Origin of the sequence: Janthinobacterium sp. 78, assembly GCF_003096775.1 — a bacterium.
GTDB classification, from domain to species: domain Bacteria; phylum Pseudomonadota; class Gammaproteobacteria; order Burkholderiales; family Burkholderiaceae_D; genus Janthinobacterium; species Janthinobacterium tructae.
Genome location: NZ_QENT01000001.1, coordinates 2259538 through 2285011 on the forward strand (window position 1 = coordinate 2259538; position 25474 = coordinate 2285011).

Consider the following 25474-nt stretch of genomic DNA (forward strand, 5'->3'; position numbering starts at 1 on the left):
AAAGAGGCGCAAGCCTCTTTTTTTTTCGTCCATCCGTAGCGTTGGCTTACATGAAACGCGTGCGCGCGCCCAGCAGGCCCATGCGATAGTTGCGCTGCAATTTGTACAGCACCACGCCGCTGGCGGAGATGAGGATGGTGATGAGCAGCCAGTCCAATGGATTGCTGCGCTGCGGTGCGAGCGCCGCTTGCGACGGCACGGCGAAGGCCTGGAACTTGTGCGCCGTGTAGATGGCGCCGACCACCAGGCCCGCATCGGTGATCTTGTTGGTCAGGTACAGGCCGTCGTCGCGGCGGCGCACCGTCATCACGCCTTCCTTGTAGACAAAGGTCATCGGTTCAAAGCCTTTGATGCTGACGCTGCCGACGACATGTCCGGCCGCGTTGACTGCCGTGGCGTAGCTGTCGCCCTGGCCGATCATGGCGCCCAGATCGAGCATGCGCTTGCCGTCCCAGGCAAACGCGTGCCAGCGGCGCTGCTCCGTATCCGACGCGCCCACGACCAGGCCGGCGTCATTGATGGCAGTGGCTGAACTGATGCGTCCGCCGGGCAGGGTGCCGATTTCCTGCATGCCCGTGCCGGGGCGGTAGACGAAGGCGCGGCGGTAGCCGTCGCCGCGCTGCGCCGTGCCCACCACCGCGCCATGTGTGTTCAGGCCGCTTGCATAGCTGCTGGCGCCGCCCAGGATACCCAGGTCGCGCATGCCGGCCGGGTTCAGGTCGGATGCGATGCTGCCATTGCCATCCCTCTCACCGAAGCCGCGTTCGGCATACATGGTGGCGCTGGCGCTGGGGATGGCGGCCAGCAGGAGCAGACCGAGCAGTGGGGCGGGAAGCAGGCGAACCGTGGGGCATGATAGTTTCCTCAAAGAAAAAACTTGCTATCCTTTTTTATGCTGCAAATACATGCTTAATTTACTACTGTTTTTGCTGATTTTTGTGTTTTGGCATGATCGACATGCTGCTGGCCTGCCTGCTGGGGCAGGTGGATGGCCAGCGCCGTGCCGCGGCCCGCCTGGCTGTCGATGCGCAATTCGCCGCCCAGCGCATGGACACGTTCGCGGATGCTTTTCAGGCCGAAGGCGGCCCGCTTGCCGTGGTCGCCCGGCTGCATGCCGATGCCGTTGTCGCTGATGCGCAGGACGATGGCGTCCGCATCTTGCTCCAGCGCCACCTCCACTTCGCTGGCCTGGGCGTGGCGCACGATGTTCGACAACGATTCCTGCAGCACGCGGAAGATGGCCGACGTCTGGCGCTGGTCCAGGCCAAGGTCGGGCGCCTCGCTGTCGAGCGTGAGCCGGTAGCGGATGGTGCCACGGCTTTCCATCTGGTGGATCAGCCATTCGGCCGCCGGGCCCAGTCCCAGTTCCAGGGTGCTGGGATGCAAGTCATTGATGATGGTGCGTACCGAGCGGATGGTGGCGTCGATGGTGTCGAGCACGCGCTGTGCGTGGCGGTGCAGGCGCGGGTGGGTGGTGGCCGTGCGCGCGTGCAGCAGCGACACATCGATGCGCAGCACCATCAGGTTCTGGCCCAGGTCGTCATGAATGTCGAGCGCGATGCGCCGTCTTTCCTGTTCCTTGATGGTTTGCTGGTGGTCGCTCAGTTCGCGCAGCTGGGCCAGGGTACGCTGCAGGTTTTCCTCGTTGCGCTTGCTTTCCGTGATGTCGATGCCCATGGCGATGATCATCTGCGGCCGTCCTTGCGCATCGAAGATGGGTTTTTTATGCGTCTGCAGCAGGCGGTTTTCCTGCAGCCGCGCATTCCATACCAGTTCTTCGCGGATCACCACCTGGCGGCTGGCAAACGCTTCCTGGTCCGCCGTGTGGAATCCCTGGGTCTGCTCCGCAGGGAAGTGCTGCACGTCGCGTCCTTCGGCGATATCCTGGAATTGCACGCCCCATTGCTGCTCGCAGGCCTGGTTCATCAGCAGCATGCGCGAATCGGCATCTTTCAGGAACAGCGACAGGGGCATCATGGAAATGATGTCCTGCAGCCGCTCTTCGCTGCGCGCCAGGGCCGCTTCCGTTTGTGCGCGCATGGCGATTTCCGCGGAGAGCTGGAGATTGACATCGAGCAATTGGGCTGTGCGCAGGGCCACGCGGCTTTCCAGCTCCGCATGGGCCAGGCTCAACGCGTGTTCGGCCCGCTTGTGTTCGGTGATGTCGCTGGCCAGCACCAGTGCGCCCGTCACAGTGCCGTGCTGGTCGTACAGGCGGCGTCCGCTGAGCATGGCCCAGCGCTGTGTACCGTCGCCATGCCGGTATTGCAATTCGCCCATGCAGCTATCGCTCGCCGTCTGGCGTAGCGGACACAGGCGCAGCAAGGTGGCCTCGTCGTGGAATTCCTCCATGGAGTGGTTCAGCAGCAGCTCGGCGGGGAGGCCCAGCATGTCGCACAGGCGCTGGTTGACGTACAGGATGCGGCCTTGCGCATCCGTTTGCCACATGCCGTCCTGCGCCGTTTCGCTCAGGTTCTGGTAGCGCAGGAGGCTGGCGTCGAGTTGCGAACGCGTGCTGGCGAGGTGGGCGCGCAGCCTGCGCATCAGCCACATGGCCGTGCCGGCGGCGGTCGCCAGCAGCAGGGTCAGCCAGACATGCTCCCAGAAGTCGAGCGCCGGCCAGGCCGCACCGGCCAGCCAGCCCAGCATGATCAGGATGAGGGCGGCGCAGGCAGCACTCAGCGTTTCAATCGACCATTTGCTCATCCGCGTCCCTGGCGTCATGGTTGGCCGCTGCGGTGTGCATGGGGCCTAAGTTGGGAAGGTGTCAACCGCTAGTGTAATACCAATTGTTGTTTTATTGAGAATATTTTGCAATTGGGCAAGCAAAAGGGCCGGCCCTTGCGGTGCCGGCCCTTGTCTGCCGATGGCAGCCTGGCGCGATCAGCCCGTGTTGCGCAGACCGGCCGCCACGCCGTTGATCGACAACTGGATGCCGCGGTGCACCCTTTCGTCGATCTTGCTTTCCGCCGACAGGGCGCGGTTGCGCTTGATCAATTCCACCTGCAAGTGGTTCAGCGGGTCGAGATAGGCGAAGCGGTTCTGGATCGAGCGGGCCAGCAGCGGATTGCCGGCCAGGCGCTCCGTGTTGCCGGTGATGAGCTCCAGGCAGCGCAAGGTGTTGCCATGCTCGTCCGTGATGCGCTTGTAGATGCGTTCGCGCAAGTCCTGGTCTGCCACCAGTTCCGCATAGCGCGAGGCAATCGCCAGGTCCGTCTTGGCCAGCACCATGTCCATGTTCGACAGCAAGGTGGCAAAGAACGGCCATTCGGCGTACATGGCGCGCAGGGTGGCGATTTTTTCATCTTTCGACGCGCCGTCAGCCTGGTCGATCCAGGCCTCGATGGCGCTGCCGAAACCGAACCAGCCCGGCAGCAGCAAGCGGCACTGGCCCCAGGAAAAGCCCCAGGGAATGGCGCGCAAGTCTTCGATGCGCTGGTTGGCCTTGCGCGAGGCGGGGCGCGAACCGAGGTTCAGCTCGGCGATTTCCGCAATCGGCGTGGCCGAGAAGAAGTACTCCGTAAAACCCGGCGTTTCATACACGAGGTGGCGGTAGGCGTGATAGGCCAGGTCCGACAGCTGCGCCATCACGGCTTCGAACTGCGCCAGTTCGCTTGCGTGCGCGGGATTGGCCGCCTGCGGCGCCAGGCTCGCTTCGAGGGTGGCGGCGACCAGCAATTCCAGGTTGCGCCGGCCGATTTCCGCGTTGGAAAACTTCGAGGCGATGATTTCGCCCTGTTCCGTCAGACGGATCTGGCCGTTGACGGTGCCCGGCGGCTGGGCCAGGATTGCTTCGTAGCTGGGTCCGCCGCCGCGTCCTACCGTGCCGCCGCGGCCATGGAACAGGCGCAGCTTGACGCCGGCCTTCTGGAAGTCGCTCACCAATGCCAGTTCCGCCTTGTACAGTTCCCAGTTCGATGTGAGGAAGCCGCCATCCTTGTTCGAATCGGAATAGCCGAGCATGACTTCCTGCAACTGTCCCTGCTTGGCGATCAATTGCTTGACCAAAGGCAAAGCCATGACCTCGCTCATGATGCCGGCCGCGCGCTGCAGGTCGGGGATCGTTTCGAACAGGGGAATGACCATCAGCTCGCACGTGCTCTCGCCAGCTTGCCAATCGGTGCGCAGCAAGCCCGTTTCTTTTTGCAGCAGCAACACTTCCAGCAGGTCGGACACGGTTTCCGTGTGCGAAATGATGTAGTTGCGGATGGCCCGCGCGCCGTAGCGCTGGCGGATGTCGCGCGCCGCGCGCAGGATCGCCAGCTCGGAATCCGTTTCCGTGGCGTAGGCGATGTAGGGCGAGTACAGCAAACGCGGCTGGGCCAGTTCGCTCAGCAGCAGTGCCTGCTTGTCTTCCTCGGACAGCGACGTGTAATCGGCGGCCACGCCGCTTTGCGCGAACAGGTCGGCCAGCACGCGCTCGTGCACATCGGACGTCTGGCGCATGTCCAGCGATGCCAGGTGGAAGCCGAAGATGTCGGCCGCGCGCGCCAGGGTGGCCAGGCGCGGGCGCACGAGGGCCGCGCCGTGGTGCGATTCGAGCGAGGTGACGATGGTGCGCAGGTCGGCGACAAAGGCGCCCGCGTCCGGATAGGCGGCCGCTGGCCCCACTTCCTTGCGCAGGATGTTGGTGGCGCCCAGCGCGCGGGCGGTGGCGGCCAGGCGCGCATAGATGCCGATCAGGGCGCGGCGGTACGGTTCGTCGCTGCGGTGCGGCGAGGCGTCCGGCGACTGGTCGGCCAGTGCCTGCAGTTCGGCGCTCACGCCCACCATCAGGGTCGAGACGGACAATTCCGCGCCCAGCGCGTGCGCTTCGTCGAGGTAAAAATCGAGGATGGTGGTGGCGTGGCGCGCCAGCGCATGCTGCATGGTGCCCGCATTCACGTTCGGGTTGCCGTCGCGGTCGCCGCCGATCCAGCTGCCCATCTGCACGTAGGCGGCATTGATCGGTTCGATGGTGCCGTCGCCGTTCGGGTACTCGGCGGCGATGTCGTCCTCGATGTCGTCATACAGGCCCGGCAGTTCGCGCAAAAAGGTGATGCGGTAGTAGGACAGGGCGTTTTCGATTTCGTCGGCCACCGTCAGCTTCGAGTAGCGCAGCATGCGCGTCTGCCACAGGGTGGAGACGCGCGAGCGCAGCAGTTGCAGGTTGGCGTGCCGCTCTTTCGGCGTCTGCGGCAGGTCGCGCTCGGCCAGCAGGCGGGCGATGTCGTGCTCGGCGTCGAGGATGCTCTTGCGCTGCACTTCCGTCGGGTGGGCCGTCAGCACGGGGGCGATCAGCGCCTCCTGGAAGAAGGTGTCGACCGTCTTGCGCGGCACGCCGGCGGCGCGCAGCTTTTTCAGCGCGAAGCTGATGCTGCCCTTTTGCGCTGGCGAGCCGGCCAGCAGGTGGGCGCGGCGGCGGCGGATGTGGTGTTGATCTTCCGCAATGTTGGCCAGGTGTGAAAAATAGGAAAATGCGCGCACCACGGAAATCGTCTGTTCGCGGCTCAGTTCTTTCAGCATGGCGTCGAGTTCCAGCGCGGCGCCGGCGTCCGCTTCGCGGCGGAAGCGCACGGACGTCTGGCGTATGGTTTCCACCACATTGAAGACGGCGTCGCCTTCCTGTTCGCGCAGCACGTCGCCCAGCAGGCGGCCCAGCAGGCGGATATCTTCTTTCAGTGGCGCGTCCTTGTCGGAGCCGGCCGCTGGAACTATTTCTGGTGCTACTGCGTCATTGAGCATAATAAAGAACCAAAGTAAGTGTAAAAGCAAGGGAATGTGGATCGCACCGGGCGTTTGGCCGCAGAGGGGAGGGGGCGCATGATAAAATTTGTGGTCTTCAACATGGACGCTAGCCTGACTTGGCCTTCTAGGCCAAGGGATAACGATTATAGCGACGCCGGGTGCCTTTTCGATATAAATTGATATCGGACGGGCGAATTGGCAACGATAATGACAACGACAGCCACAGCGAAAGAACTTGTTTTGAAAGCATCCGAATTGACCCCGAACGAATTGACCATTCCCGCCCGCCTGGTGATCGCCACGCGCGAGAGCCGCCTTGCCATGTGGCAAGCTGAACATGTGCGTGCGCGCCTGGCCGCCCTGTATCCGCAGTGTAGCGTTGAAATTCTCGGCATGACCACACGCGGCGACCAGATTCTGGACCGCGCCCTGTCCAAGGTAGGCGGCAAGGGCCTGTTCGTCAAGGAGCTGGAAGTGGCGATGGAAGAAGGCCGCGCCGACCTGGCCGTGCATTCGCTGAAAGACGTGCCGATGGAGTTGCCAGAAGGCTACAGCCTGGCCGCCATCCTCGAGCGCGAAGACCCGCGCGATGCGTTTGTATCGAACGACTACGCCAGCCTGGCCGAGTTGCCGCACGGCGCCGTGGTCGGCACCAGCAGCTTGCGCCGCCAGTCGCTGATCGCCGCGCGCTACCCGCACCTGACGATCCTGCCACTGCGCGGCAACCTCGATACGCGTTTGGGCAAGCTGGACCGTGGCGATTACGCCGCCATCATCCTCGCCGCCGCCGGTCTGAAACGCCTGGGCCTGGCATCGCGCATCCGCGCCGTGCTGGCGCCGGAAGACAGCCTGCCGGCCGCAGGACAGGGCGCCATGGCGATCGAAATCCGCAGCGGCCGCGTCGACGGCGCCGACCTGGTGCGCCTGCTGGCGCCGCTGAACCACACGGCCACGGCGCAAGCCGTCACGGCCGAGCGCAAGGTGTCGAAGATTTTCGGCGGCAGCTGCCAGATTCCGCTGGCCGCGTTTGCCACCGTCGAGGGCGAACAGATGCGCTTGCGCGCCATGGTCGCCACGCCCGATGGCGCGCGCATGGCCAGCGCCGACGTCAGTGGCCCGGCCAGCGCGCCGGAACAGCTGGGCGAGCAAGTAGCCGAACTGCTGCGCGGGCAAGATGCCGCCGGCATCCTCGCCTCGTGCGCGGTCACGCCCGACAACCATGAAGGCCTGGCGCCGCATGCCTGACAGCGTGGTGATCACGCGGCCTGCGGCGCAGGCGGGGCCGCTGGCCGCCAGAATTGCGGCGCTGGGCTGGCCCGTGACCCTGCTGCCGCTGCTGGAAATCCACGCGCTGGACGGCGAGGACGAATGCGCGCAGCTGCAAGCCGTGCTGGCGCGCCTGGCGCAATACGACCTGGTGGCGTTTGTTTCGCCCAACGCCATCGATTGCGTCTTTGCGCACCTGCCCGCCTGGCCGCCTGGCGTGCCGCTGGCCGTGGTGGGCGAGGGCAGCAAGATGGCCTTGGCCGCGCATGGCGTCACGCACGCCAACGCCAGCATCACCAGCCCGTTTGACACGGCGCGCAGCGATTCCGAACATCTGTTGCTGGCGCTGGACTTGCCGGCCCTGCGCGGCAAGCGCGTGCTGATCGTGCGCGGCGACGGCGGACGCGACTATCTGGCTGACGGCTTGCGCGCCGCCGGCGCCCAAGTCGAGTTCGTCACGGCTTACCGCCGCAAGGTGCCAACGCTGACGCCAGCCTTGCGCGCGACCCTGGAAAACCTGTTGCAGCATAATAATGACTGGATCATCACCAGCTCGGAAGCGCTGCGCGGTTTGCTGGCGCTGCTGGGCGAAATGGGCGATGAAAAGATGGCTGTTGTGAAAATGCAACAGCAGCATTTGATCGTGCCGCACGCGCGCATTGCACAAACGGCGGCGGCCCTGGGTTTTGCCCGTGTCACCTTGACAGGATCAGGCGACGCAGGAGTGCTCGCCGCGTTACAATCACGACCATGAACGAAATGCCTACACTCTCCGAACCGAATGCAACGCCTGGCAGCGCCGTGAAGACGGCGCCGCAGGCGGCCGACCAACCTGCTGGCCGCGCGCCGACCTTGCTCGAACAGCTGCAAAAGCCCATGAGCATCGCCGTCATCGTGCTGGCCGTGCTGCTGGCTGCGCAAAGCTGGTCGACCAGCAAGCAGATCCGCAACCTGCGCGAAGAAGTGGCCAAGCGCCTGCAAAAGGGCGATGTCAGCAACGCCGAAACGGGCGTGCTGGCGCGCAACGTGCAAGAAGGCACGAAAGAGCTGCAAATCAAGGTGGGCGCGCTGGAAAACCGCCAGAGCGAAACGCAAAGCCAGCAGCTGGCGCTGGAACAACTGTATAACGACTTGTCGAAGAACCGCGACGAGTGGGCGCTGACGGAAATCGAGCAAGTGCTGTCGACGGCCAGCCAGCAGCTGCAACTGGCCGGCAACGTGCCCGGTGCACTGATCGCCCTGCAAAACGCCGACCGCAGCCTGTCGCGTTCCGACAAGCCGCAATTCATCACCATCCGCCGCGCCATCGGGCGCGACATGGAAAAACTCAAGGCCCTGCCCAGCGTCGATTCGACGGGCGTGGCCCTGCGCCTCGACGCCGTGATCGCCCAGATCGACGCCTTGCCGATGCTGTCCGACGAAACGCCGGCCTTGCCGGCCGCGCCGGAAAAACCGGGCAAGGCCAAGGCCAAGCCCGTGCGCGATGCCAGCGGCAAGCTGGTCGGACCGCCGGCGCCGGAACCGCTGCTGCAAACAGTGCGCGACGGCTTCAATACCTGGAGCGGCGACATGTGGAATGACGTGCGTCAATTGATCCGCATCCGCCGGGTCGATACGCCGGAAGCGCTGATGCTGTCGCCGACGCAATCGTATTTCTTGCGGGAAAACGTCAAGCTGCGCCTGCTGAATGCCCGCATGGCCTTGTTGTCGCGCAATGAAACGGCATTCAGGAATGACTTGATCGCCGCCCAGGATGCGCTGGCCAAGTATTTCGACACCCGCGCCAAGAACACGCAGACGGCGCAAGCCCTGTTGCGCCAGGTGCAGGGCAGCAACCTGGCCATCGAAATGCCAACCTTGTCCGACAGCCTGGCGGCTGTGCGCAACTACAAAGCGAAGTCCTGAGCCCATGCGTCTATTTCTCTGGTTACTCGCCCTGATGGCCGCGGCGATCGGTATCGCCGTGACGGCCCGTTTCAACCCCGGCAACGTGGTACTGTTCTATCCGCCGTACCGCATCGATTTGTCGCTGAACTTCTTCCTGCTGCTGCAGGTCGTGCTGTTCGTGCTGCTGTACCTGCTGGTACGCGCCGTGCGCGGCACCGTGCGCATGCCGGCGCAAGTGGCGGCCTATCGCCAGCGCAAGCGTGAACGCGATGGCAACAAGGGCTTGCGCGAAGCCTTGAAAGCCCTGTTCGAAGGCCGTTTCGGCCATGCGGAAAAAGCCGCCCTGCGCGCCGCCGAGCTGGAAGAAAATGCCGGCCTGGCCGCGCTGATCGGCGCGCGCGCCGCGCACCGCATGCGCCAGTCCGAGCGCCGCGACAGCTGGCTGGCCCGTGTCGAAGGCGATGCCAGCCTGAAGACGGCCCGTTTGATGACGGTGACGGAATTGCTGGTCGACGACCACCAGCCGGAAGCGGCCCTGGCGGCCGTGCGCGAACTCAATGCCAGCGGCACGCGCCATATCCACGCGCTGCAATGGTCGCTGAAGGCCGAGCAGCAGGCGAAGAACTGGCCGGAAGTGCTGCGCCTCGTGCGTTCGCTCGACAAGCACCGCGCCCTGCATCCGGCCCTGTCGTCGCGCCTGCGCGAGCTGGCCTACGACCATTTGCTGTCCGACCCCTCGCATGACGCCGAATCGTTGATGCGCGTCTGGTCCACCGTGCCCAGCAGCGATCGGGTCAAGCCATATATCGCCTGCCGCGCCGCCACGGCCCTGAATGCGCGCAGCCTGCACGATGAGGCGCGCCTCGTGTGCGAAGAGTCGCTGGCCGCCGACTGGGATGAGCGCGTCGTGCGCGCCTACCGCGAAGCGGCGGCGCCCGCCGGCACGCCGGCCCTGCTGCTGCAGATCGAGCATTGCGAGCAATGGATGAAACAGCGTCCGCTGGATGCGGAACTGGCGCTGACCCTGGGTACCCTGTGCCTCAAGCAAAAACTGTGGGGCAAGGCCCAGCGTCACCTGGAGCAGGCTTTGTCGGACGCAAACGAGCCGCAAATGGTGCGCGACGCCCACCTGAAGCTGGCGCAGATGCACGATGCCTTGCAGCAGACGGAACAGGCCGCCGCGCATTACCGGCAGTGCGCGCTGGCGACCATCCTGTAAGCCATTTCATCAGACGTAAAAAAGCCGTTCAGTGCAGACTGAACGGCTTTTTTTTGCGCTGTTACCTTGCTACTTTACTTCTTCGAGCTTTACTTCTTCGCTGCGGCAGTGCCTTCCGGCAAGGCATACGCGACCAGGGTATCGCTCATCTTCGTGCCCAGCGAGCCGTGGCCGCCAGCCATGACGACGACGAACTGGCGTCCCGACTTGTTCGACACATAGCTCATCGGCGTAGCCTGGCCACCTGCCGGCAAGCGCGCTTTCCAGAGTACTTTACCGTTGCTGACATCGTAGCCGCGGATATAGTAGTCGAGCGTGCTGCTGAGGAAGGTCACGCCGCCACCGGTGGTGACCATGCCGCCCAAGCTGGGCACGCCCAGTGGCAAGGGAATCGGCACGGGACCGCTGTCGCGCGTGGTGCCGTTCTTGTGCATCCACACTTTTTTCATGGTGCGCAGGTCGACGGCGGCCACATAGCCCCACGGCGGTGCCTGGCATGGGAAGCCCAGTGGCGACAAAAAGGCCTTGATTTCCACGGCGAACGGGACGCCCGTCTGTGGCTGCAAGCCCATTTCGCCGCCCGTGCCGCCCTTGGCCGTCGTTTCGGCGCGTGGCACGAGTTTTTCCAGGAAGCCCATGTAGTCAGGGTTGACGATCAACAACTGGCGCACGGGATCGATGGCCGCGCCGCCCCATTCGAAGATGCCCAAGGGGCCCGGCGAGATGACGGCGCCCTTGCCAGCCGTTTGCGGCGTGAACGGGCCTTCATAGCGGCGTTCCTTGAAAATGATGCGGCAGACGAGCTGGTCGAACGGCGTGGTGCCCCACATGTCCGCTTCGCTGATATTGCGCTCAGGCAAGAAGGTCAGGGCGGAGAACGGCTGCGTGGGCGACAAGGTGTCGCCAGCGGCAGGATTACTCGTCGGCACAGGTTTTTCCGGCGCCGGCACGACCAGGCTGCCATCGCGGCGGTCGATCACGTAGATATCGCCGCGTTTCGTCGTGGCAACAACCGAGGGAACTTTGCCTTTCGGCGTGTCGATGTCGACCAGCGAAGGTTGGCCGCCGATATCCATGTCCCAGATATCGTGGTGCACGGTCTGGTACACCCAGCGCACTTTTCCGGTCGCCAGGTCCAGCGCGACGATGGCGCTGTTGAATTTCTCGCCATTCTTGTTGCGGTTGCCGCCCCAGGTATCGGGGGTTTCATTGCCCATCGGAATGTACACCATGCCCAGCTTTTCATCGATGCTGGCCACGCCCCACGAGTTGGGCGAGTTGTTGGTGTAGTTCTTGCCTTCAGGGAAGGGCTTGGTATCTTCCGGCGTGGCCGGGTCCCAGTTCCACAGCAGCTTGCCGGTGACGGGATCGTAACCGCGGATCACGCCCGATGGTTCTTCCGTCGAATGGTTGTCTGTCACGCTGGCGGCGATCACGGCCACGTTTTGCGCCACGGCCGGCGGGGACGTGGGCATCAGGAAACCGCGCTTGATCATGGCCATGTTTTTATACAGGTTGACGACGCCGTTGTTGCCAAAGCTCTTGCACGACTCGCCCGTATCGGCGTTGACGGCGATCATGGTGCCATCCATGGTCGGCGCCAGGATGCGGCGCGGACATTCCATGCTGGCAGCTTCGGGGGCCGGATTGTTTTTGGCACGCCCCGCGTTCACGTCCCAGTAGGCCACGCCGCGGCAGATCATGTGCTGGTAGCTGGCCGCATCGCGGTTGATCTTCGGATCGTGGCGCCAGATTTCCTTGCCCGTGTCCGGGTTCAGGGCGATGACGATATTGTGCGGCGTGCACAGGTACAGCATGTCATTGACCTTCAGCGGCGTGACTTCATTGGCGATCTCGCCCGGGTCGTTCGGACCCTTGAAGTCGCCCGTGTGGTAGGTCCAGGCTTCTTTCAGGCCGGAAATATTGGCCGGCGTGATTTGCGCGGCCGGCGCATAGCGGTCGCCATAGCCGGAGCGGCCATACGCGGACCAGTCGTTGTGCTCGACGCCGGGAGCGAAATCTCCGGCGGCGGTGGCGGCCATGTTTTCGGCCGGCACCTCGCCATGCAGGTCATGGTAATCCTGGAACAGGGCGATGACGCCAGCGATGACGGTCAGGGCCACGGCAGCGCTGAGCGCCATCTTGCCCGCTTGCGGCTGTTTCTCGGCGGCGGGTGGGGCCAGGCGGCGGCTGACGAAGGGCAGCAGCAGCCAGACGGCGGCGACAAACCAGATGTCGAGGCGTGGCAGCAATTGCCACCAGTCGAATTTCACTTCAATCACGGACCAGATGAGGGTGGCGATCAGCAGCAGCGCCATGAACGCTTGCGCGCTGCGCTTGCCTTTGAAGACGAGCACGCCTGCGATCAGCATACCGATGCCGGCCAGCAAGTAGTACCAGGAGCCGCCGAGCGTGGCCAGCCAGATGCCGCCGCCCAGCAGGGCGAGGCCGAACAGAACGAAAATAACGCCGGTGACCTTTAATAAAGGACCGGGCCGGAAAGAGGGAATCATCATATTCCTTTTTGCAAGGATTTATCGGTGGCGCGTTGATGCGCCATATTGAATTCAGGGAGAGCGTCGATTGCAGAATATACAAAGTTTGGAATCACCAGAATGTGACAGTTTATCAGAATTGGTGATTATCTTCTGGTCGCGCCCTTTTTTGGCTGGGGAGCTATTTGAATCAAATACATGCTTCAAATAAGCGCAAATATTATGCTGGAAGAGTGGATTGCGGGGCTGCGCAAGCGTTCGGCGTAGCATGGTGAAGCGCCTGCGTCATTATGCGAAGACATCGCGGGATGAATGATGGTGAGATTGTTGTTATAAATCGCTGTAATAAATGCAATTCGTCTTATAATAACCATGCCTGCTGCAGGGTGATATTGAAATGAAAATGCACAGGTATTCAAGATATTATCTGTGGAGTGGTCGTAGTATTACTTAGGTGTTTCTACTTATTGTTTCCGGCAGCCTGTTTATTCTTTCGCTGGCAGGCTGCGGTGACCAGCGGAGCGTGCATGCCACTGTTGTTGGCTTGTTGCGCAAAACGCCGGCTGGCCGCTGCTGCATCGCACAAGCCGCCTGTACTTCGCTATAATTGCGCGGTTAAAACACAATCCGCTAATGAGGAACCCCATGAGTTTGAATAACGTCTCTTCCGGCCGCGACCTGCCGAACGATTTCAACGTCGTCATCGAAATCCCGATGAATGCCGATCCGATCAAGTACGAAGTCGACAAGGAAAGCGGCGCGATCTTCGTCGATCGCTTCATGGGTACCGCCATGCATTACCCGTGCAACTACGGCTATGTGCCGAACACCCTGTCGCCGGATGGCGACCCGGTTGACGTGCTGGTCATCACCCCGTTCCCGCTGATCCCGGGCGTGGTCGTGCGCTGCCGTCCTATCGGCGTGCTGAAAATGACCGACGAGTCGGGCGAAGACGCGAAAGTGCTGGCCGTGCCAGTCGACAAGGTCCTGTCGATCTACAGCCACTGGCAAAAGCCGGAAGATCTGAATGAGCTGCGCTTGCGCCAGATCCAGCATTTCTTTGAGCACTACAAAGATCTGGAAAAAGGCAAATGGGTCAAGATCGACGGCTGGTATGGTCCTGACGTGGCCAAGGAAGAAATCCTGAACGGCGTCGCCGCCTACAAGGCAGATGCTGCAAAAGCATAAATAACGGGGCGCTTCACTGCCGCTCACCGTTCAAAACGCTCCCCGCCAGCGATGGCCGGGAGCGTTTTTACTTTTCTAGCTGCGAAACGGGCTGTGCTCGTTCAATTCATCGAGGTAGGCATCGATGCCGCCCCGTTCGCGTTCGAGGAAGCGCTGCACGGCGTCGGCGAAGGCCGGGTGCGCCAGCCAGTGGGCCGACCAGGTCTTTTGCGGCAGGAAGCCGCGCGCCATCTTGTGCTCGCCCTGGGCGCCCCCTTCGAAGGTGGCGATGCCGTTGGCGATGCAAAATTCCAGCGGCTGGTAGTAGGCCGTCTCGAAATGCAAACAGGGTACGTGCTCGAGCGCGCCCCAGTAGCGGCCATACAGGGTGTCCTTGGTATGGATCACCAGCGAGGCGGCAATGGCCCGGCCTTCGCGCTCGGCGATCACCAATAAAATGTTCTGCGGCATGCTGGCACCGATGCGCTGGAAGAACTCCAGGCTTAAGTACGGCGACGAGCGGTGTTCCGCATAGGTATTGCTGTAGCAGCGGTGGAACAGCTTCCAGTCGGCATCAACAGCATCGACGCCGCGCACCTGGCGCAGGGTCACGCCCGCTTCGCGCACCTTGCGCCGTTCGGCGCGGATATTCTTGCGTTTCTTGTGTTCCAGGGTGGCGAGGAATTGCTCGAAATCCGTGTAGCCGGGATTGAGCCAGTGAAACTGCACGCCACTACGCATCAGGTAGCCGGCTTCTTCCAGTTGGCGCGCTTCGCTTTCCGGCGGGAACAGGATGTGGCAGGACGACACCTTGCTGGCTTGCTGCTGCGTCTGCAGGAAGGCCAGCAGGGCGGCGCGGGCTTCCCCATCGCGGGCCAGCAAGCGCGTGCCGCTCACGGGCGTAAAGGGAATAGCCGACAACAGTTTCGGGTAATATTCCAGGCCATGCTGCTGATACGCGTCGGCCCAGGCCCAGTCGAACACGTATTCGCCATACGAGTGCGTTTTGAGGTACAGGGGCAGGGCGGCGGCCAGGGTCTCGCCTTGCCACAGCACCAGGTAATTCGGCTGCCAGCCCGTGTCCGCGCTGGCGCAGCCGGACTCGTGCAGCGCGTGCAGGAAGGCATAGGAAAGGAAGGGAGTGGCATCCTGCTGGCTGGCCAGCAGTTCAGACCAGGCCGCTTCGCCAATTTCAGCCAGGGTAGAGACGATAGCCGTGCGATAATTCATTGTTGTAGTGTGCATTCATCACTCTCGGGGCGCCGCCGTCAGCCTGCGCGCCCCTGTCTTGTTTAATAGAACGAAAATATCCATCATCATCATGACAGTCAAAGTCGCAATTGCTCAAATGAATAGTACGGTCGGCGATCTGGCCGGCAACCGTGCCAAGATCTTCGACCTTTCCCGCCGCGCCTTTGAAGCGGGCGCCGATATCGTGCTCACCCCGGAACTGTCGCTGGTCGGCTATCCACCCGAGGACTTATTACTGCGCAATGCATTCTACGCAAAAACGCAGGAAGCGTTTGCGGGCCTGGCCGCGGACCTGGCGCAGTTCACCGATTTGCACGTGGTGGTGGGCTTGCCGCTGCAGGACGAGAAGGGCGTGCGCCACAATGCCGCCTCCGTGCTGGTCAATGGCGAAGTGCTGGGCACCTACCGCAAGCACGACTTGCCCAATACCACCGTTTTCGATGAAAAGCGTTATTTCACCTCGGCGGACCAGGCTTTCGTATTTGGCGTGAAGGGTGTGCGTTTCGGCATCAATATCTGCGAAGACACGTGGTTCGAGCACGCGCCGATGCGCGCCCGCGCGGCTGGCGCGCAAGTGCTGCTGGTGCCGAACGGCTCGCCGTATCACATGAACAAGCAGCATCTGCGCTATGAAACCATGCGCAAGAACGTCAGCGCGCAAGGCATGGCCCTCGTGTACGCTAACCTGGTCGGTGGCCAGGATGAGCTGATTTTTGACGGCGACTCGTTCGTCATGGACGCGGCCGGCACGATTTGCGCCCAGTTGCGCCACTTCGAGGAAGACTTGCAGCTGGTCGAGTTCGACGGCGCCACGCCCGTGCCGCAGCCGCTGGCCACGCCGTTGACGACGGAAGCGCAGGTGTACCAGGCGCTGGTGCTGGGCGTGCGCGACTATATCGGCAAGAATGGTTTCCCTGGCGTGCTGATCGGCATGTCGGGCGGCGTCGATTCCGCGCTGACCCTGGCCATCGCCGTCGACGCGCTGGGCGCCGACAAGGTGCGCGCCGTGATGATGCCGTCGCAATTTACGGCCGATATCTCGTGGATCGATTCGCGCGACATGGTAAAACGCCTCAATGTGCGCTACGATGAAATTCCGATCAAGCAAACCTTCGACGCCTTCCGCGCCACCCTGGCCGGTGAGTTCGCGGGGCTGGCGGAAGACGCGACGGAAGAAAACATCCAGGCGCGCATCCGCGGCACCTTGCTGATGGCCCTGTCGAACAAGCATGGCAGCATCGTGCTGACGACGGGTAACAAGAGCGAGATGGCGGTCGGCTATTGCACCCTGTACGGCGACATGGCGGGCGGCTTTGCCGTCATCAAGGATATCGCCAAGACGCTTGTGTACCGCCTGTGCGCGTACCGCAACAGTGTCTCGGACGTGATTCCCGAGCGCATCCTGACGCGCGGACCGTCGGCAGAGCTGCGCGCCGACCAGCTGGACCAGGATTCCTTGCCGCCGTATGACGTACTCGACGGCATCATGCAGCTGTACATGGAAGAAAACCGGCCGATCGCCGAGATTATCGAGGCTGGCTACCCGCCGGCCGATGTGGCCCGGGTCACGCGCCTGATCAAGATCAATGAATACAAGCGGCGCCAGTCGCCGGTGGGTATCCGCGTCACGCACCGTGGCTTCGGCCGCGACTGGCGCTACCCGATTACCTCGAAATTCTACGAATAACGTGGGGAACCCCGCCAAACCTACTGCGCAGCTCACTACCGGGCATCCGTTGCTCACCGTACTAAAGTACGGCTCCGCTACTCAACCCGGTATTGAACTTGCTCGCTACGGTTTTGCGGGGTCCCGTTAAGCCAGCTAATGAAGAACTGACGATTACCAATAAGGAGAAAGCCATGAAACAGATTACCGCCATCATCAAACCATTCAAGCTCGACGAAGTACGCGAGGCCCTGGCCGATGTGAACGTGACGGGCTTGACCGTGACGGAAGTGAAGGGCTTTGGCCGCCAGAAGGGCCATACCGAGCTGTACCGTGGCGCCGAGTACGTGGTCGACTTCTTGCCGAAAGTCAAAGTCGAAGTGGTGGTGGACGACAGCGTGTCGGAACTGGTGGTCGACGCCATCATCAAGGCGGCCCGCACGGGCAAGATTGGCGATGGCAAGATTTTCGTGCGCGACGTGGAGCAAGTCATCCGCATCCGCACGGGTGAAACGGGTCCGGACGCGGTGTAAGTCTGGGTCAACAATGTTGTCGGATTACGGTCCTTCAGACCTAATCCGACCTACGCGATGTATCGCTTGTCTGGCCGTAGGTCGGCTTAGCGCGCCAGCGCGTAAGCCGACGCTGCTGAGCCACCAAAGCTGCCGGATTGCGCAGCAGCGCGCTTCACCGCCCCAAGCGCATGTCGAATTTCCAGCATATCAGGCGCAGTATCGTGATGCCGCTGGCGCTGGTCCACAGCGCGAAGTCGTGCTGGGCGCCGAAGTGCATCTGCAATAAATAAGCCCAGCAGCCGAAAAAGGCGCAAATGGCGTAGGGTTTGCCGTCGCGAAATACCATCGGCACTTCATTGCAGACGATGTCGCGCATCACGCCGCCAAAAATCCCCGTAATCACCCCCATCATCGAGGCGATGAAGAGCGGCATGCCGGCGCGCGTCGCTTCGGCCACGCCCGCGATGGCGAACATGCCCAGGCCGATGGCGTCGGCGATGACGATCAGGCGTTCCGAGACGATCTGGCGCAAATGCTGGATCAAGGGCGCGGCCGTCAGGGCCAGCACGAAAATCAGAATCGCGTATTCCTGGTGCGAGACCCAGAACAGGGGCCGCTTGTCGAGCAGGATGTCGCGCAGGGTGCCGCCGCCGAACGCCGTGATGAAGGCCACGACGAATACGCCGACCAGGTCCATGCGCTTGCGGCGCGCTTCGATGAAGCCGGAAAATGCGCCCACCAGGATGGCGATGACCTCGATGATCTTGATCAGCGAGCCAGGCGGTAGTTGGGGTGGCATCATGGGGGGAGCGCGTGCACGAGACGCTAAGCAGGAAATAATTGTCACAGGTTAACATGACACGGCCCCGAATGGTGACAAACGGGGCCGTGCGCGTGGGCTAACTTGTTACTGAATTGTAATTTCTTGCTGCGGTGCTCAGCGGATGGGCTGCAGGGCGGAAGAAAGCAATACGACAAGGGCGCCATCGCCCCCTTCGGAGCGGCGCGCCTGGCAAAAGGCGATGACTTCATCCTTTTGCACGAGCCAGCTGTGCACCATCGATTTCAAGACCGGTTCCTGGCCTTTCGAGCCAAAACCCTTGCCGTGGATCACGCGCACGCAGCGCAGCTTGCGCCGCGTTGCCTGGTTCAAGAAGGCGCCGATGCCGTCGCGCGCCTCGTCGCGGCGCAAGCCGTGCAAATCCAGCTCATCCTGGATGGGCCAGTGGCCCTTGCGCATCTTTTTCACCACGTCCGGTCCCACGCCGGGGCGGGCGTAGTTCAGGGCCGGATCGTTTTCCAGGTAATGGTCGACCTCGAACAAGTCCGACAGCGACTCGCGCAGCACGGCCGCATGGTCCTCTTCGGGCGTCAGCTTGCGCGCCGGCTGCTGGGCCGCCATGGCGCCCGCCTTGGGCACGCTGGGCACGTAGCGGTCCGACTCGGGCAGGCGCTTGACGCCGCCGATGCTGGCCTTGAACAGATTGCTTTCCACGGCCTGCACCTTGACCTGCTGGGCGCGCTCAGCCGCGGCTTGCGCGCGCGCATCGGCCTGCTCCTTGAGCTGCTTGCTGACCGCTTTCAGGTCGGCAAAGTCTTTCATCGACGCCATGCGACGCTTACTCCTGGCCTTCCAGGTAGCGCTGGGCGTCCAGTGCTGCCATGCAACCGGTGCCGGCGCTGGTGATCGCCTGGCGGTAGATATGGTCTTGCACATCGCCCGCGGCGAACACGCCCGGCGCGCTGGTGGCGGTGGCCATGCCTTCCAGGCCGGTTTTCGTCTTGATGTAGCCGTTGTGCATGTCCAGCTGGCCTTCGAAGATGCCCGTGTTCGGTTTGTGGCCGATGGCGATGAACACGCCGTGCACGCTCAATGCTTCGACCTTGCCATCGATGGTCGACTTGATGTTCAAGCCCGTCACGCCGCTGTCGTTGCCCGTCACTTCTTCCAGGGTGTGGTTATATTTCAACACGATCTTGCCTTCGGCAACCTTGGCGTTCAGGCGGTCGATCAAAATCGCTTCGGCGCGGAACTTGTCGCGGCGGTGGATCAGCGTGACTTTATTGGCGATGTTCGACAGGTACAGCGCTTCTTCTACGGCCGTATTGCCGCCGCCGACGACGGCTACTTCCTGGTTGCGGTAGAAGAAGCCATCGCAGGTGGCGCAGGCGGACACGCCCTTGCCCATAAAGTGCGCTTCGGATGGCAGGCCCAGGTATTGCGCGGATGCGCCCGTGGCGATGATCAAGGTGTCGCACGTGTATTCGTGGCTGTCGCCTTTCAGGCGGATCGGCTTTTCGTTGAGGAAGGTGGTGTGGATATGGTCAAACACGATTTCCGTATTGAAACGCTCGGCATGCTGGAGCAAGCGCTGCATCAGGTCCGGGCCTTGCACGCCCATCGGGTCGCCGGGCCAGTTTTCCACGTCCGTGGTGGTCATCAACTGGCCGCCCTGTTCCACGCCGGTGACCAGCATCGGGTTCAGGTTGGCGCGGGCGGCGTAGACGGCGGCGCTGTAGCCGGCTGGGCCGGAGCCGAGGATCAAAACGCGGGCGTGTTTGGTAGTGGTCATGGGAGGCTTCTCTATGAGTGGGGTCTGTCCGAATTGGGGGCATACGCGCGAAGAACAAGGGCGTATTGCGCTTGCGCAAGCAATCCACGATTATAGACCAAGCCGCCTGTAGCGACGAATCGTGGGGCCGTCCGGGGCATATATGGCTTAGAATACTTCCTTATTATGGGAAATTCCCTTTCAGAAACATTTATCACCTTGCAGCGCTTCCCAGAATGACTAAACCAGCCCAGGCCAATCAAAATAGCTACACCCGTAAACCGGTCGAACGCCGGCCTCTGCCGAACCGGCTGGTGCGGCTGCTGTCCGAGGCGCGCTGGTTCGCGCTGGCCGCGTTTGCCCTGTATTTCGTGCTGATACTGGCCAGCTTCAACAAGCTCGACCCGGGCTGGTCGCACGCGACCTCCGTCGACAAGGTGGCCAACCTGGGCGGCAAGCTGGGGGCGACCTTTTCCGATTTGTTGCTGTATATCTTCGGCTTTTCCGCCTGGTGGTGGTGCATCTGGCTGCTGCGCACGGTATGGAATGGCTATCGCCGCCTGAGCAAGCGCTTCCTGCTGGAAGAGGAAGAGGTGGAGCGCGAACACCATGTCGAGATGCTGATCCGCATCGTCGGCTTCTCCATCATGCTGATTGGCAGCATGGGCCTGGAATACCTGCGCATGGCGAAAAGCCTGCACGTGCAGCTGCCGCGCGAGCCGGGCGGCGTGCTGGGCCAGCTGGTGGGCCACTCGGCCCACGTGGCCTTCGGTTTCACGGGCGCCACTTTATTACTGTTGCTGCTGTTCGGCCTGGGTTTCAGCCTGTTCTTCCACGTTTCTTGGTTGCAAGTGGCCGAACGCATCGGCGGCGCCATCGAAGACGCCTTCAACTGGTTCGTGCTGCGCTACCAGGACCGTGAAGACCGCCGCCAGGGCGAAGTGGCCGCCGTGCGCCGCGACGAAGTGGTGGTCATCGAACGCGCCAAGCATGTGGAAAAGCACGTGGCCGCGCCGCCCGTGAAGATCGAGCCGCAGGTGGTGAGCGTGGTGAAATCGGAGCGCGTGGAAAAGGAGCGCCAGGCGCATCTGTTTGACACCCCCGGCGACGGCAAGCTGCCGCCGCTGTCCCTGCTCGACGAGGCGCCGCCCGTGGTGGAAACGGTGTCCGTGGAAACCCTGGAATTTACGAGCCGCCTGATCGAAAAGAAATTGTCGGACTTTGGCGTCGATGCCAAGGTAGTGGTCGCTTACCCCGGCCCTGTGGTGACGCGCTATGAAATCGAGCCGGCCACGGGCGTCAAAGGCAGCCAGATCGTCGGCCTGGCGCGCGACCTGGCCCGTTCGCTGTCGCTGACGTCGATTCGTGTGGTGGAAACCATTCCCGGCAAGAATTACATGGCGCTGGAACTGCCGAACAGCAAACGCCAGATCGTGCGCCTGACGGAAATCCTCGGCTCCAAGGTCTACAACGATGGCGTGTCGAGCCTGACGATTGCGCTGGGCAAGGATATCGCCGGCAAGCCCGTCGTGGCCGATCTGGCCAAGATGCCCCATTTGCTGGTGGCCGGTACCACCGGTTCCGGTAAGTCCGTGGGCATCAATGCGACGATTTTGTCGCTGCTGTACAAATCCGACCCGCTCGACGTGCGCCTGATCCTGATCGATCCGAAGATGCTGGAAATGTCCGTCTATGAAGGCATCCCGCACTTGCTGGCGCCCGTCGTGACCGACATGCGCCAGGCGGGCCACGCGCTGAACTGGGCCGTGAACGAGATGGAACGCCGCTACAAGCTGATGAGCAAGATGGGCGTGCGTAACCTGGCCGGCTACAACGCGAAGATTGCCGACGCGAAAAAGCGCGAAGAGCACATCCCGAATCCGTTCAGCCTGACGCCGGACTCGCCGGAACCACTGGATAAACTGCCGACCATCGTCATCATCATCGACGAGCTGGCCGACTTGATGATGGTGGTGGGTAAAAAAGTCGAGGAATTGATCGCGCGTATCGCGCAAAAGGCGCGCGCCGCCGGTTTGCACTTGATTCTGGCCACGCAGCGCCCATCTGTAGACGTGATTACGGGCCTCATCAAGGCGAATATCCCCACGCGTATCGCCTTCCAGGTCTCGTCGAAGATCGACTCGCGCACGATTCTCGACCAGATGGGCGCGGAAGCCTTGCTGGGCATGGGCGACATGCTGTACATGCCGCCCGGCACCGGCTTGCCGATGCGCGTGCACGGCGCGTTTGTGTCCGATGAAGAAGTCCACCGCGTTGTCAGCTATTTGAAGCTGCAGGGCGAACCGAACTACATCGAGGGCATCCTCGAAGGCGGCACCCTGGAAGGCGATGGCGCCGAAGGCGGCGCGCCGGGCGAGGGGGGCGGCGAGGCCGATGCCCTGTACGACCAGGCGGTGGCGGTGGTGCTGAAAAACCGCCGCGCCTCGATTTCGCTGGTGCAGCGTCATTTGCGCATCGGCTACAACCGCGCCGCCCGTCTGCTCGAGCAGATGGAGCAGAGCGGGGTGGTATCAACCATGCAATCCAATGGCAACCGGGAAATCCTGGTGCCGGCGGCGAGTAGTGAACAAGGGTAAAACAGAATGAAGAACACGACTTTCGCAACAAAAATGATCATCGGCGCGGCCAGCGTCGCCTGCAGCCTGCTGTTCGCCGCCAGCGCCTCGGCCAGCGCGCTGGAGCAATTCAAGAGCTTTGCGGCCGGCACCAAGTCGGCCAAAGGCGAGTTCGTGCAGCGGCAAGTCAAGAAGGCGGACGCCAGCGGCAAGGCGAAAGTATCGACCCCCGCCAGCGGCACGTTTGAATTCGCCCGTCCAGGCAAGTTCATCTGGACCTATCTGAAGCCGTACGAGCAATTGCTGCAAGCCGATGGCGACAAGCTGTATATCTACGACAAGGATTTGAGCCAGGTGACAGTCAAGAAGCTGGGCGACGCGCTCGGTTCCTCGCCAGCGGCCATCTTGTTCGGCAGCAACGACCTGGAAAAGAACTTTACGTTGGCCGAAGCGGGCACGCGCGATGGCCTGGAATGGCTGAAAGCCACGCCGAAAGCCAAGGACACGACCTTCGATGAAATCACCATCGGCCTGCGCAATGGCGTGCCGGAAGCGATGGAATTGCGCGATTCGTTCGGGCAGACCTCGGTGCTGTCGTTCAAGAATTTCCAGAAAAATCCGGCCTTGTCTGCCAATCACTTTAAATTTGTCATGCCCAAGGGCGCGGACGTCATCAACAATTAAGACTGTCGCGCGTTGCGTATGAGCCAGCCTCGCAGCGATGCGGGGCTTTTGCATTCTTATTAGGTAACTCATTATGGCGGATCTCTTTTCCACCGCACCGCGCCAGCCGCTGGCCGAAGCCTTGCGGCCTGCTACCCTCAACGAAGTCATCGGCCAGACGCATTTGCTGGGCGTGGGCAAGCCGCTGCGCCTCGCATTCGAGGCGGGCAAGGCCCATTCGATGATCTTGTGGGGGCCGCCCGGCGTGGGCAAGACCACCCTGGCGCGCCTGATGGCGAACGCCTTCGACAGCGAATTCATCGCCCTGTCGGCCGTGTTTGCCGGCGTGAAAGATATTCGCGCAGCCATGGACCAGGCGCGCCACAGCCTGGACCAGTTCGGCAAGCACACCTTGTTGTTCGTCGACGAGATCCACAGGTTCAACAAGTCGCAACAGGATGCCTTGCTGCCCTTCGTCGAATCGGGCCTGGTGACGTTCATTGGCGCGACGACGGAAAACCCCAGTTTCGAAGTCAATTCGGCGCTGCTGTCGCGCGCGCAAGTGTATGTGTTGAAATCGCTCAACGAAGACGAGATGAAGCTGCTGCTGGCCAAGGCGCAATCGACGGCGCTGACGCACCTGACGTTTGACGAGGCGGCCGCCGACACCCTGATCGGCTACGCGGATGGCGATGCGCGGCGTTTCCTGAATTTATTGGAGCAGGCCGAGACGGCCGCCAGCTCGACGGGCACGACGACAATCGACGCGGCCTTTGTCGACAATGCGCTGACCCTCAATTCGCGCCGCTTCGACAAGGGGGGCGACAATTTCTATGACCAGATTTCCGCCCTGCATAAATCCGTGCGCGGTTCGAACCCGGATGCGGCCCTGTACTGGTTTTGCCGCATGATCGATGGCGGCGCCGACCCGCGGTATCTGTCGCGGCGCATCGTGCGCATGGCCTGGGAAGACATTGGCCTGGCCGACCCGCGCGCCTTGACCATGGCCAACGACGCGGCGGCAACCTATGAGCGGCTCGGTTCGCCCGAAGGCGAGCTGGCGCTGGGGCAAGCCGTGATCTATCTGGCCATCGCCGCGAAAAGCAATGCCGGCTACAACGCCTTCAATACGGCCATGGCCTTCGTCAAGAAAGACAAGTCGAAGGAAGTGCCCGTGCACTTGCGCAATGCGCCGACCAAATTGATGAAGGAACTCGGTTACGGCCACGCCTACCGCTACGCGCACGATGAACCCGATGCGTATGCGGCTGGCGAAACCTACTTCCCGGACGGCATGGCCGAGCCGGGCTGGTATCAGCCCGTGCCGCGCGGCCTGGAAAGTAAAATTGCCGACAAGCTGGCCTGGCTGCGCGAGCTGGACAGAAAAGCAGGAAAACCAGCCGGCAAGGGCTGAGGCTATAAGCCCAGCAAGCTGAAACCGTCATCCTGCGGCGCGTAGCCGACCAGCTGGCGCGTCGCTTCGATGGCCAGCCGCTTGTAGCGGTTGTCCGACACCCCATGCACGACGTGGTAGCCGGCCGGCACTTGTGCACTGACGCAGCGCGCCAGCAGCTGCACCACGTCGCGCTCGCTGATGAAGGCGGCGATGTCGCGCGCGCTGTGCTGCTGGCCTGGCGCAAAGTGGGCCACGTTGGCGATGCGCACGGCAATTGCCGTCATGCCATGCTGGTGCGCGAACGCGGAAGCCACGCCTTCGCCGAAGGCCTTGCTGGCGCCATACATGTTGGCGGGCCGGGCCGGCATGTGCTCATGCACTTGCATATCGAGCGGATAGCCCTCGATGGCTTGCGCGCTGCTGGCAAACACCACTCTTTTCACGCCCTGCGTCTGTGCCGCACGGAAGATGTTGTGCGTGCCGATGATGTTCGGCTGCAGCAATTGCGCATCGAAATCGGCGCTGGCGTGCGGCACGCCGGCCAGGTGTAGCACGACATCGGTATCCATGCAGGCGGCCAGGCAGGCGGCATAGTCGCCCACGTCGAGCTGCATGGACGGGCAGGGCGCTTCGGCCAGCTTGCCTGTGTGTAGGTCGGCCAGGCGCAGGGAAAATTCCCCGTGCCGGCGCTTCCAGAAAGCGGTGCCGATGATGCCGGCGGCGCCCGTGACGAGGACGCGCAGTGGTTTTTGAATCATGTATTCCTTGTGATTAATGTTTGAGGGCGGTGCCGATGCAGCCAGCGCAGCAGGGCGGGGCGCGGTGCGGCGGTCCCGTGCACGCGGATGCGTCCGCTACCCACGGCTTCGACCAGCACCAGGCCGTCATTCGGTATCGTGTAGCGTTCGCCGCTGCGCAGCACGCAATCCTCGAACTGGGCGTAGGCCGTGATCCACGCCATGCCGGAAAGGCATTCGATGACCCTGGCGTGCGCTTTTTCCAGGCGCAGGGGCCGTTCGCTGCGTAATTCGTGGTCGGTATGCATGGCATCGCTCCTGTTGTGCTGACAGGAACAGCTTAGGCGCTTGCCTTAA

The 25474-nt window shown here is 62.4% G+C and carries 20 protein-coding genes; 10 read left to right on the forward strand and 10 right to left on the reverse strand.

The features are described 5' to 3' along the window. Positions 1 to 46: 46 nt before the first annotated feature. The 3 genes from C8C92_RS10175 to ppc form a co-directional block, all read right to left on the reverse strand. Positions 47 to 868 carry a hypothetical protein gene (locus tag C8C92_RS10175; protein ID WP_133250730.1) on the reverse strand — a complete coding sequence of 274 codons (822 nt, stop codon included), beginning with the start codon at positions 866 to 868 and terminating at the stop codon, positions 47 to 49. 41 nt (positions 869 to 909) lie between these two features. Beyond that, the gene (locus tag C8C92_RS10180) at positions 910 to 2706 is read right to left on the reverse strand and encodes a PAS domain S-box protein (RefSeq protein WP_165829360.1); all 1797 of its coding nucleotides are present in this window, start codon (positions 2704 to 2706) and stop codon (positions 910 to 912) included. Between the two features lie 177 nt (positions 2707 to 2883). Then, the gene (gene ppc / locus C8C92_RS10185; protein WP_099759977.1) at positions 2884 to 5724 is read right to left on the reverse strand and encodes a phosphoenolpyruvate carboxylase; all 2841 of its coding nucleotides are present in this window, start codon (positions 5722 to 5724) and stop codon (positions 2884 to 2886) included. A gap of 243 nt (positions 5725 to 5967) precedes the next feature. Between ppc and hemC the strand changes: the two genes are divergently transcribed. Genes hemC through C8C92_RS10205 form a run of 4 tightly spaced genes read left to right on the forward strand, consistent with a single transcriptional unit; the run spans position 5968 to position 10099 of the window. Beyond that, positions 5968 to 6972, forward strand: a complete 1005-nt coding sequence (gene hemC / locus C8C92_RS10190; protein WP_099759976.1) for a hydroxymethylbilane synthase — start codon at positions 5968 to 5970, stop codon at positions 6970 to 6972. After that, positions 6965 to 7747, forward strand: a complete 783-nt coding sequence (locus C8C92_RS10195; protein ID WP_099764209.1) for a uroporphyrinogen-III synthase — start codon at positions 6965 to 6967, stop codon at positions 7745 to 7747. The genes hemC and C8C92_RS10195 overlap by 8 nt, the downstream gene beginning before the upstream one ends. Beyond that, positions 7744 to 8898 (forward strand): uroporphyrinogen-III C-methyltransferase, encoded by a 1155-nt coding sequence (locus C8C92_RS10200; RefSeq protein WP_099759975.1) that lies wholly within the window; start codon positions 7744 to 7746, stop codon positions 8896 to 8898. Before C8C92_RS10195 ends, C8C92_RS10200 begins: the two co-directional genes overlap by 4 nt. Before the next feature lie 4 nt (positions 8899 to 8902). Further along, positions 8903 to 10099 carry a heme biosynthesis protein HemY gene (locus tag C8C92_RS10205; protein WP_099759974.1) on the forward strand — a complete coding sequence of 399 codons (1197 nt, stop codon included), beginning with the start codon at positions 8903 to 8905 and terminating at the stop codon, positions 10097 to 10099. 89 nt (positions 10100 to 10188) lie between these two features. Here C8C92_RS10205 and C8C92_RS10210 read toward each other — a convergent pair whose 3' ends face one another. Then, positions 10189 to 12612 carry a membrane-bound PQQ-dependent dehydrogenase, glucose/quinate/shikimate family gene (locus tag C8C92_RS10210; RefSeq protein ID WP_116745912.1) on the reverse strand — a complete coding sequence of 808 codons (2424 nt, stop codon included), beginning with the start codon at positions 12610 to 12612 and terminating at the stop codon, positions 10189 to 10191. Positions 12613 to 13239: 627 nt separating this feature from the next. Between C8C92_RS10210 and ppa the strand changes: the two genes are divergently transcribed. Next, positions 13240 to 13782, forward strand: coding sequence for an inorganic diphosphatase (gene ppa / locus C8C92_RS10215; protein ID WP_071078556.1), 543 nt, complete (start codon positions 13240 to 13242; stop codon positions 13780 to 13782). Between the two features lie 75 nt (positions 13783 to 13857). Here ppa and C8C92_RS10220 read toward each other — a convergent pair whose 3' ends face one another. Further along, positions 13858 to 14991, reverse strand: a complete 1134-nt coding sequence (locus C8C92_RS10220; RefSeq protein WP_116743708.1) for a GNAT family N-acetyltransferase — start codon at positions 14989 to 14991, stop codon at positions 13858 to 13860. A 91-nt stretch (positions 14992 to 15082) separates the two neighbouring features. Here C8C92_RS10220 and C8C92_RS10225 point away from each other — a divergent pair, with 91 nt between their 5' ends. Together C8C92_RS10225 and C8C92_RS10230 are read left to right on the forward strand one after the other, a co-directional pair. After that, the gene (locus C8C92_RS10225) at positions 15083 to 16699 is read left to right on the forward strand and encodes an NAD+ synthase (protein WP_099759971.1); all 1617 of its coding nucleotides are present in this window, start codon (positions 15083 to 15085) and stop codon (positions 16697 to 16699) included. 173 nt (positions 16700 to 16872) lie between these two features. Then, positions 16873 to 17211: a P-II family nitrogen regulator gene (locus tag C8C92_RS10230; protein WP_034758685.1), complete on the forward strand. Its 339-nt coding sequence runs from the start codon at positions 16873 to 16875 to the stop codon at positions 17209 to 17211. A gap of 154 nt (positions 17212 to 17365) precedes the next feature. On the opposite strand, the gene C8C92_RS10235 is transcribed toward C8C92_RS10230, so the two are convergent. The 3 genes from C8C92_RS10235 to trxB form a co-directional block, all read right to left on the reverse strand. After that, complete coding sequence (locus C8C92_RS10235) at positions 17366 to 17995, reverse strand: trimeric intracellular cation channel family protein (protein WP_096234652.1); 630 nt, start codon at positions 17993 to 17995, stop codon at positions 17366 to 17368. Positions 17996 to 18130: 135 nt separating this feature from the next. Then, positions 18131 to 18805 carry a Smr/MutS family protein gene (locus tag C8C92_RS10240; protein WP_116743709.1) on the reverse strand — a complete coding sequence of 225 codons (675 nt, stop codon included), beginning with the start codon at positions 18803 to 18805 and terminating at the stop codon, positions 18131 to 18133. Between the two features lie 7 nt (positions 18806 to 18812). Next, positions 18813 to 19766 carry a thioredoxin-disulfide reductase gene (gene trxB / locus C8C92_RS10245; protein ID WP_116743710.1) on the reverse strand — a complete coding sequence of 318 codons (954 nt, stop codon included), beginning with the start codon at positions 19764 to 19766 and terminating at the stop codon, positions 18813 to 18815. A 215-nt stretch (positions 19767 to 19981) separates the two neighbouring features. On the opposite strand from trxB, the gene C8C92_RS10250 reads away from it, so the two are divergent. The 3 genes from C8C92_RS10250 to C8C92_RS10260 all read left to right on the forward strand — a co-directional run bounded on the left by C8C92_RS10250 (position 19982) and on the right by C8C92_RS10260 (position 24398). Continuing rightward, entirely contained in the window at positions 19982 to 22342 is a 2361-nt protein-coding gene (locus tag C8C92_RS10250) for a DNA translocase FtsK (RefSeq protein ID WP_116743711.1), read from the forward strand. Positions 22343 to 22348: 6 nt separating this feature from the next. After that, a complete protein-coding gene (gene lolA / locus C8C92_RS10255) occupies positions 22349 to 23005 on the forward strand; it encodes an outer membrane lipoprotein chaperone LolA (protein WP_243420167.1) in 657 nt (218 codons plus the stop codon). Between the two features lie 73 nt (positions 23006 to 23078). Then, complete coding sequence (locus C8C92_RS10260; protein WP_116743712.1) at positions 23079 to 24398, forward strand: replication-associated recombination protein A; 1320 nt, start codon at positions 23079 to 23081, stop codon at positions 24396 to 24398. A 2-nt stretch (positions 24399 to 24400) separates the two neighbouring features. On the opposite strand, the gene C8C92_RS10265 is transcribed toward C8C92_RS10260, so the two are convergent. Together C8C92_RS10265 and C8C92_RS10270 are read right to left on the reverse strand one after the other, a co-directional pair. After that, positions 24401 to 25138: an NAD(P)-dependent oxidoreductase gene (locus tag C8C92_RS10265; protein WP_116743713.1), complete on the reverse strand. Its 738-nt coding sequence runs from the start codon at positions 25136 to 25138 to the stop codon at positions 24401 to 24403. After that, on the reverse strand, positions 25135 to 25425 hold the full coding sequence (locus tag C8C92_RS10270; protein WP_116743714.1) for a DUF2917 domain-containing protein: 291 nt from the start codon (positions 25423 to 25425) through the stop codon (positions 25135 to 25137). Before C8C92_RS10270 ends, C8C92_RS10265 begins: the two co-directional genes overlap by 4 nt. Between the last annotated feature and the right edge of the window lie 49 nt (positions 25426 to 25474).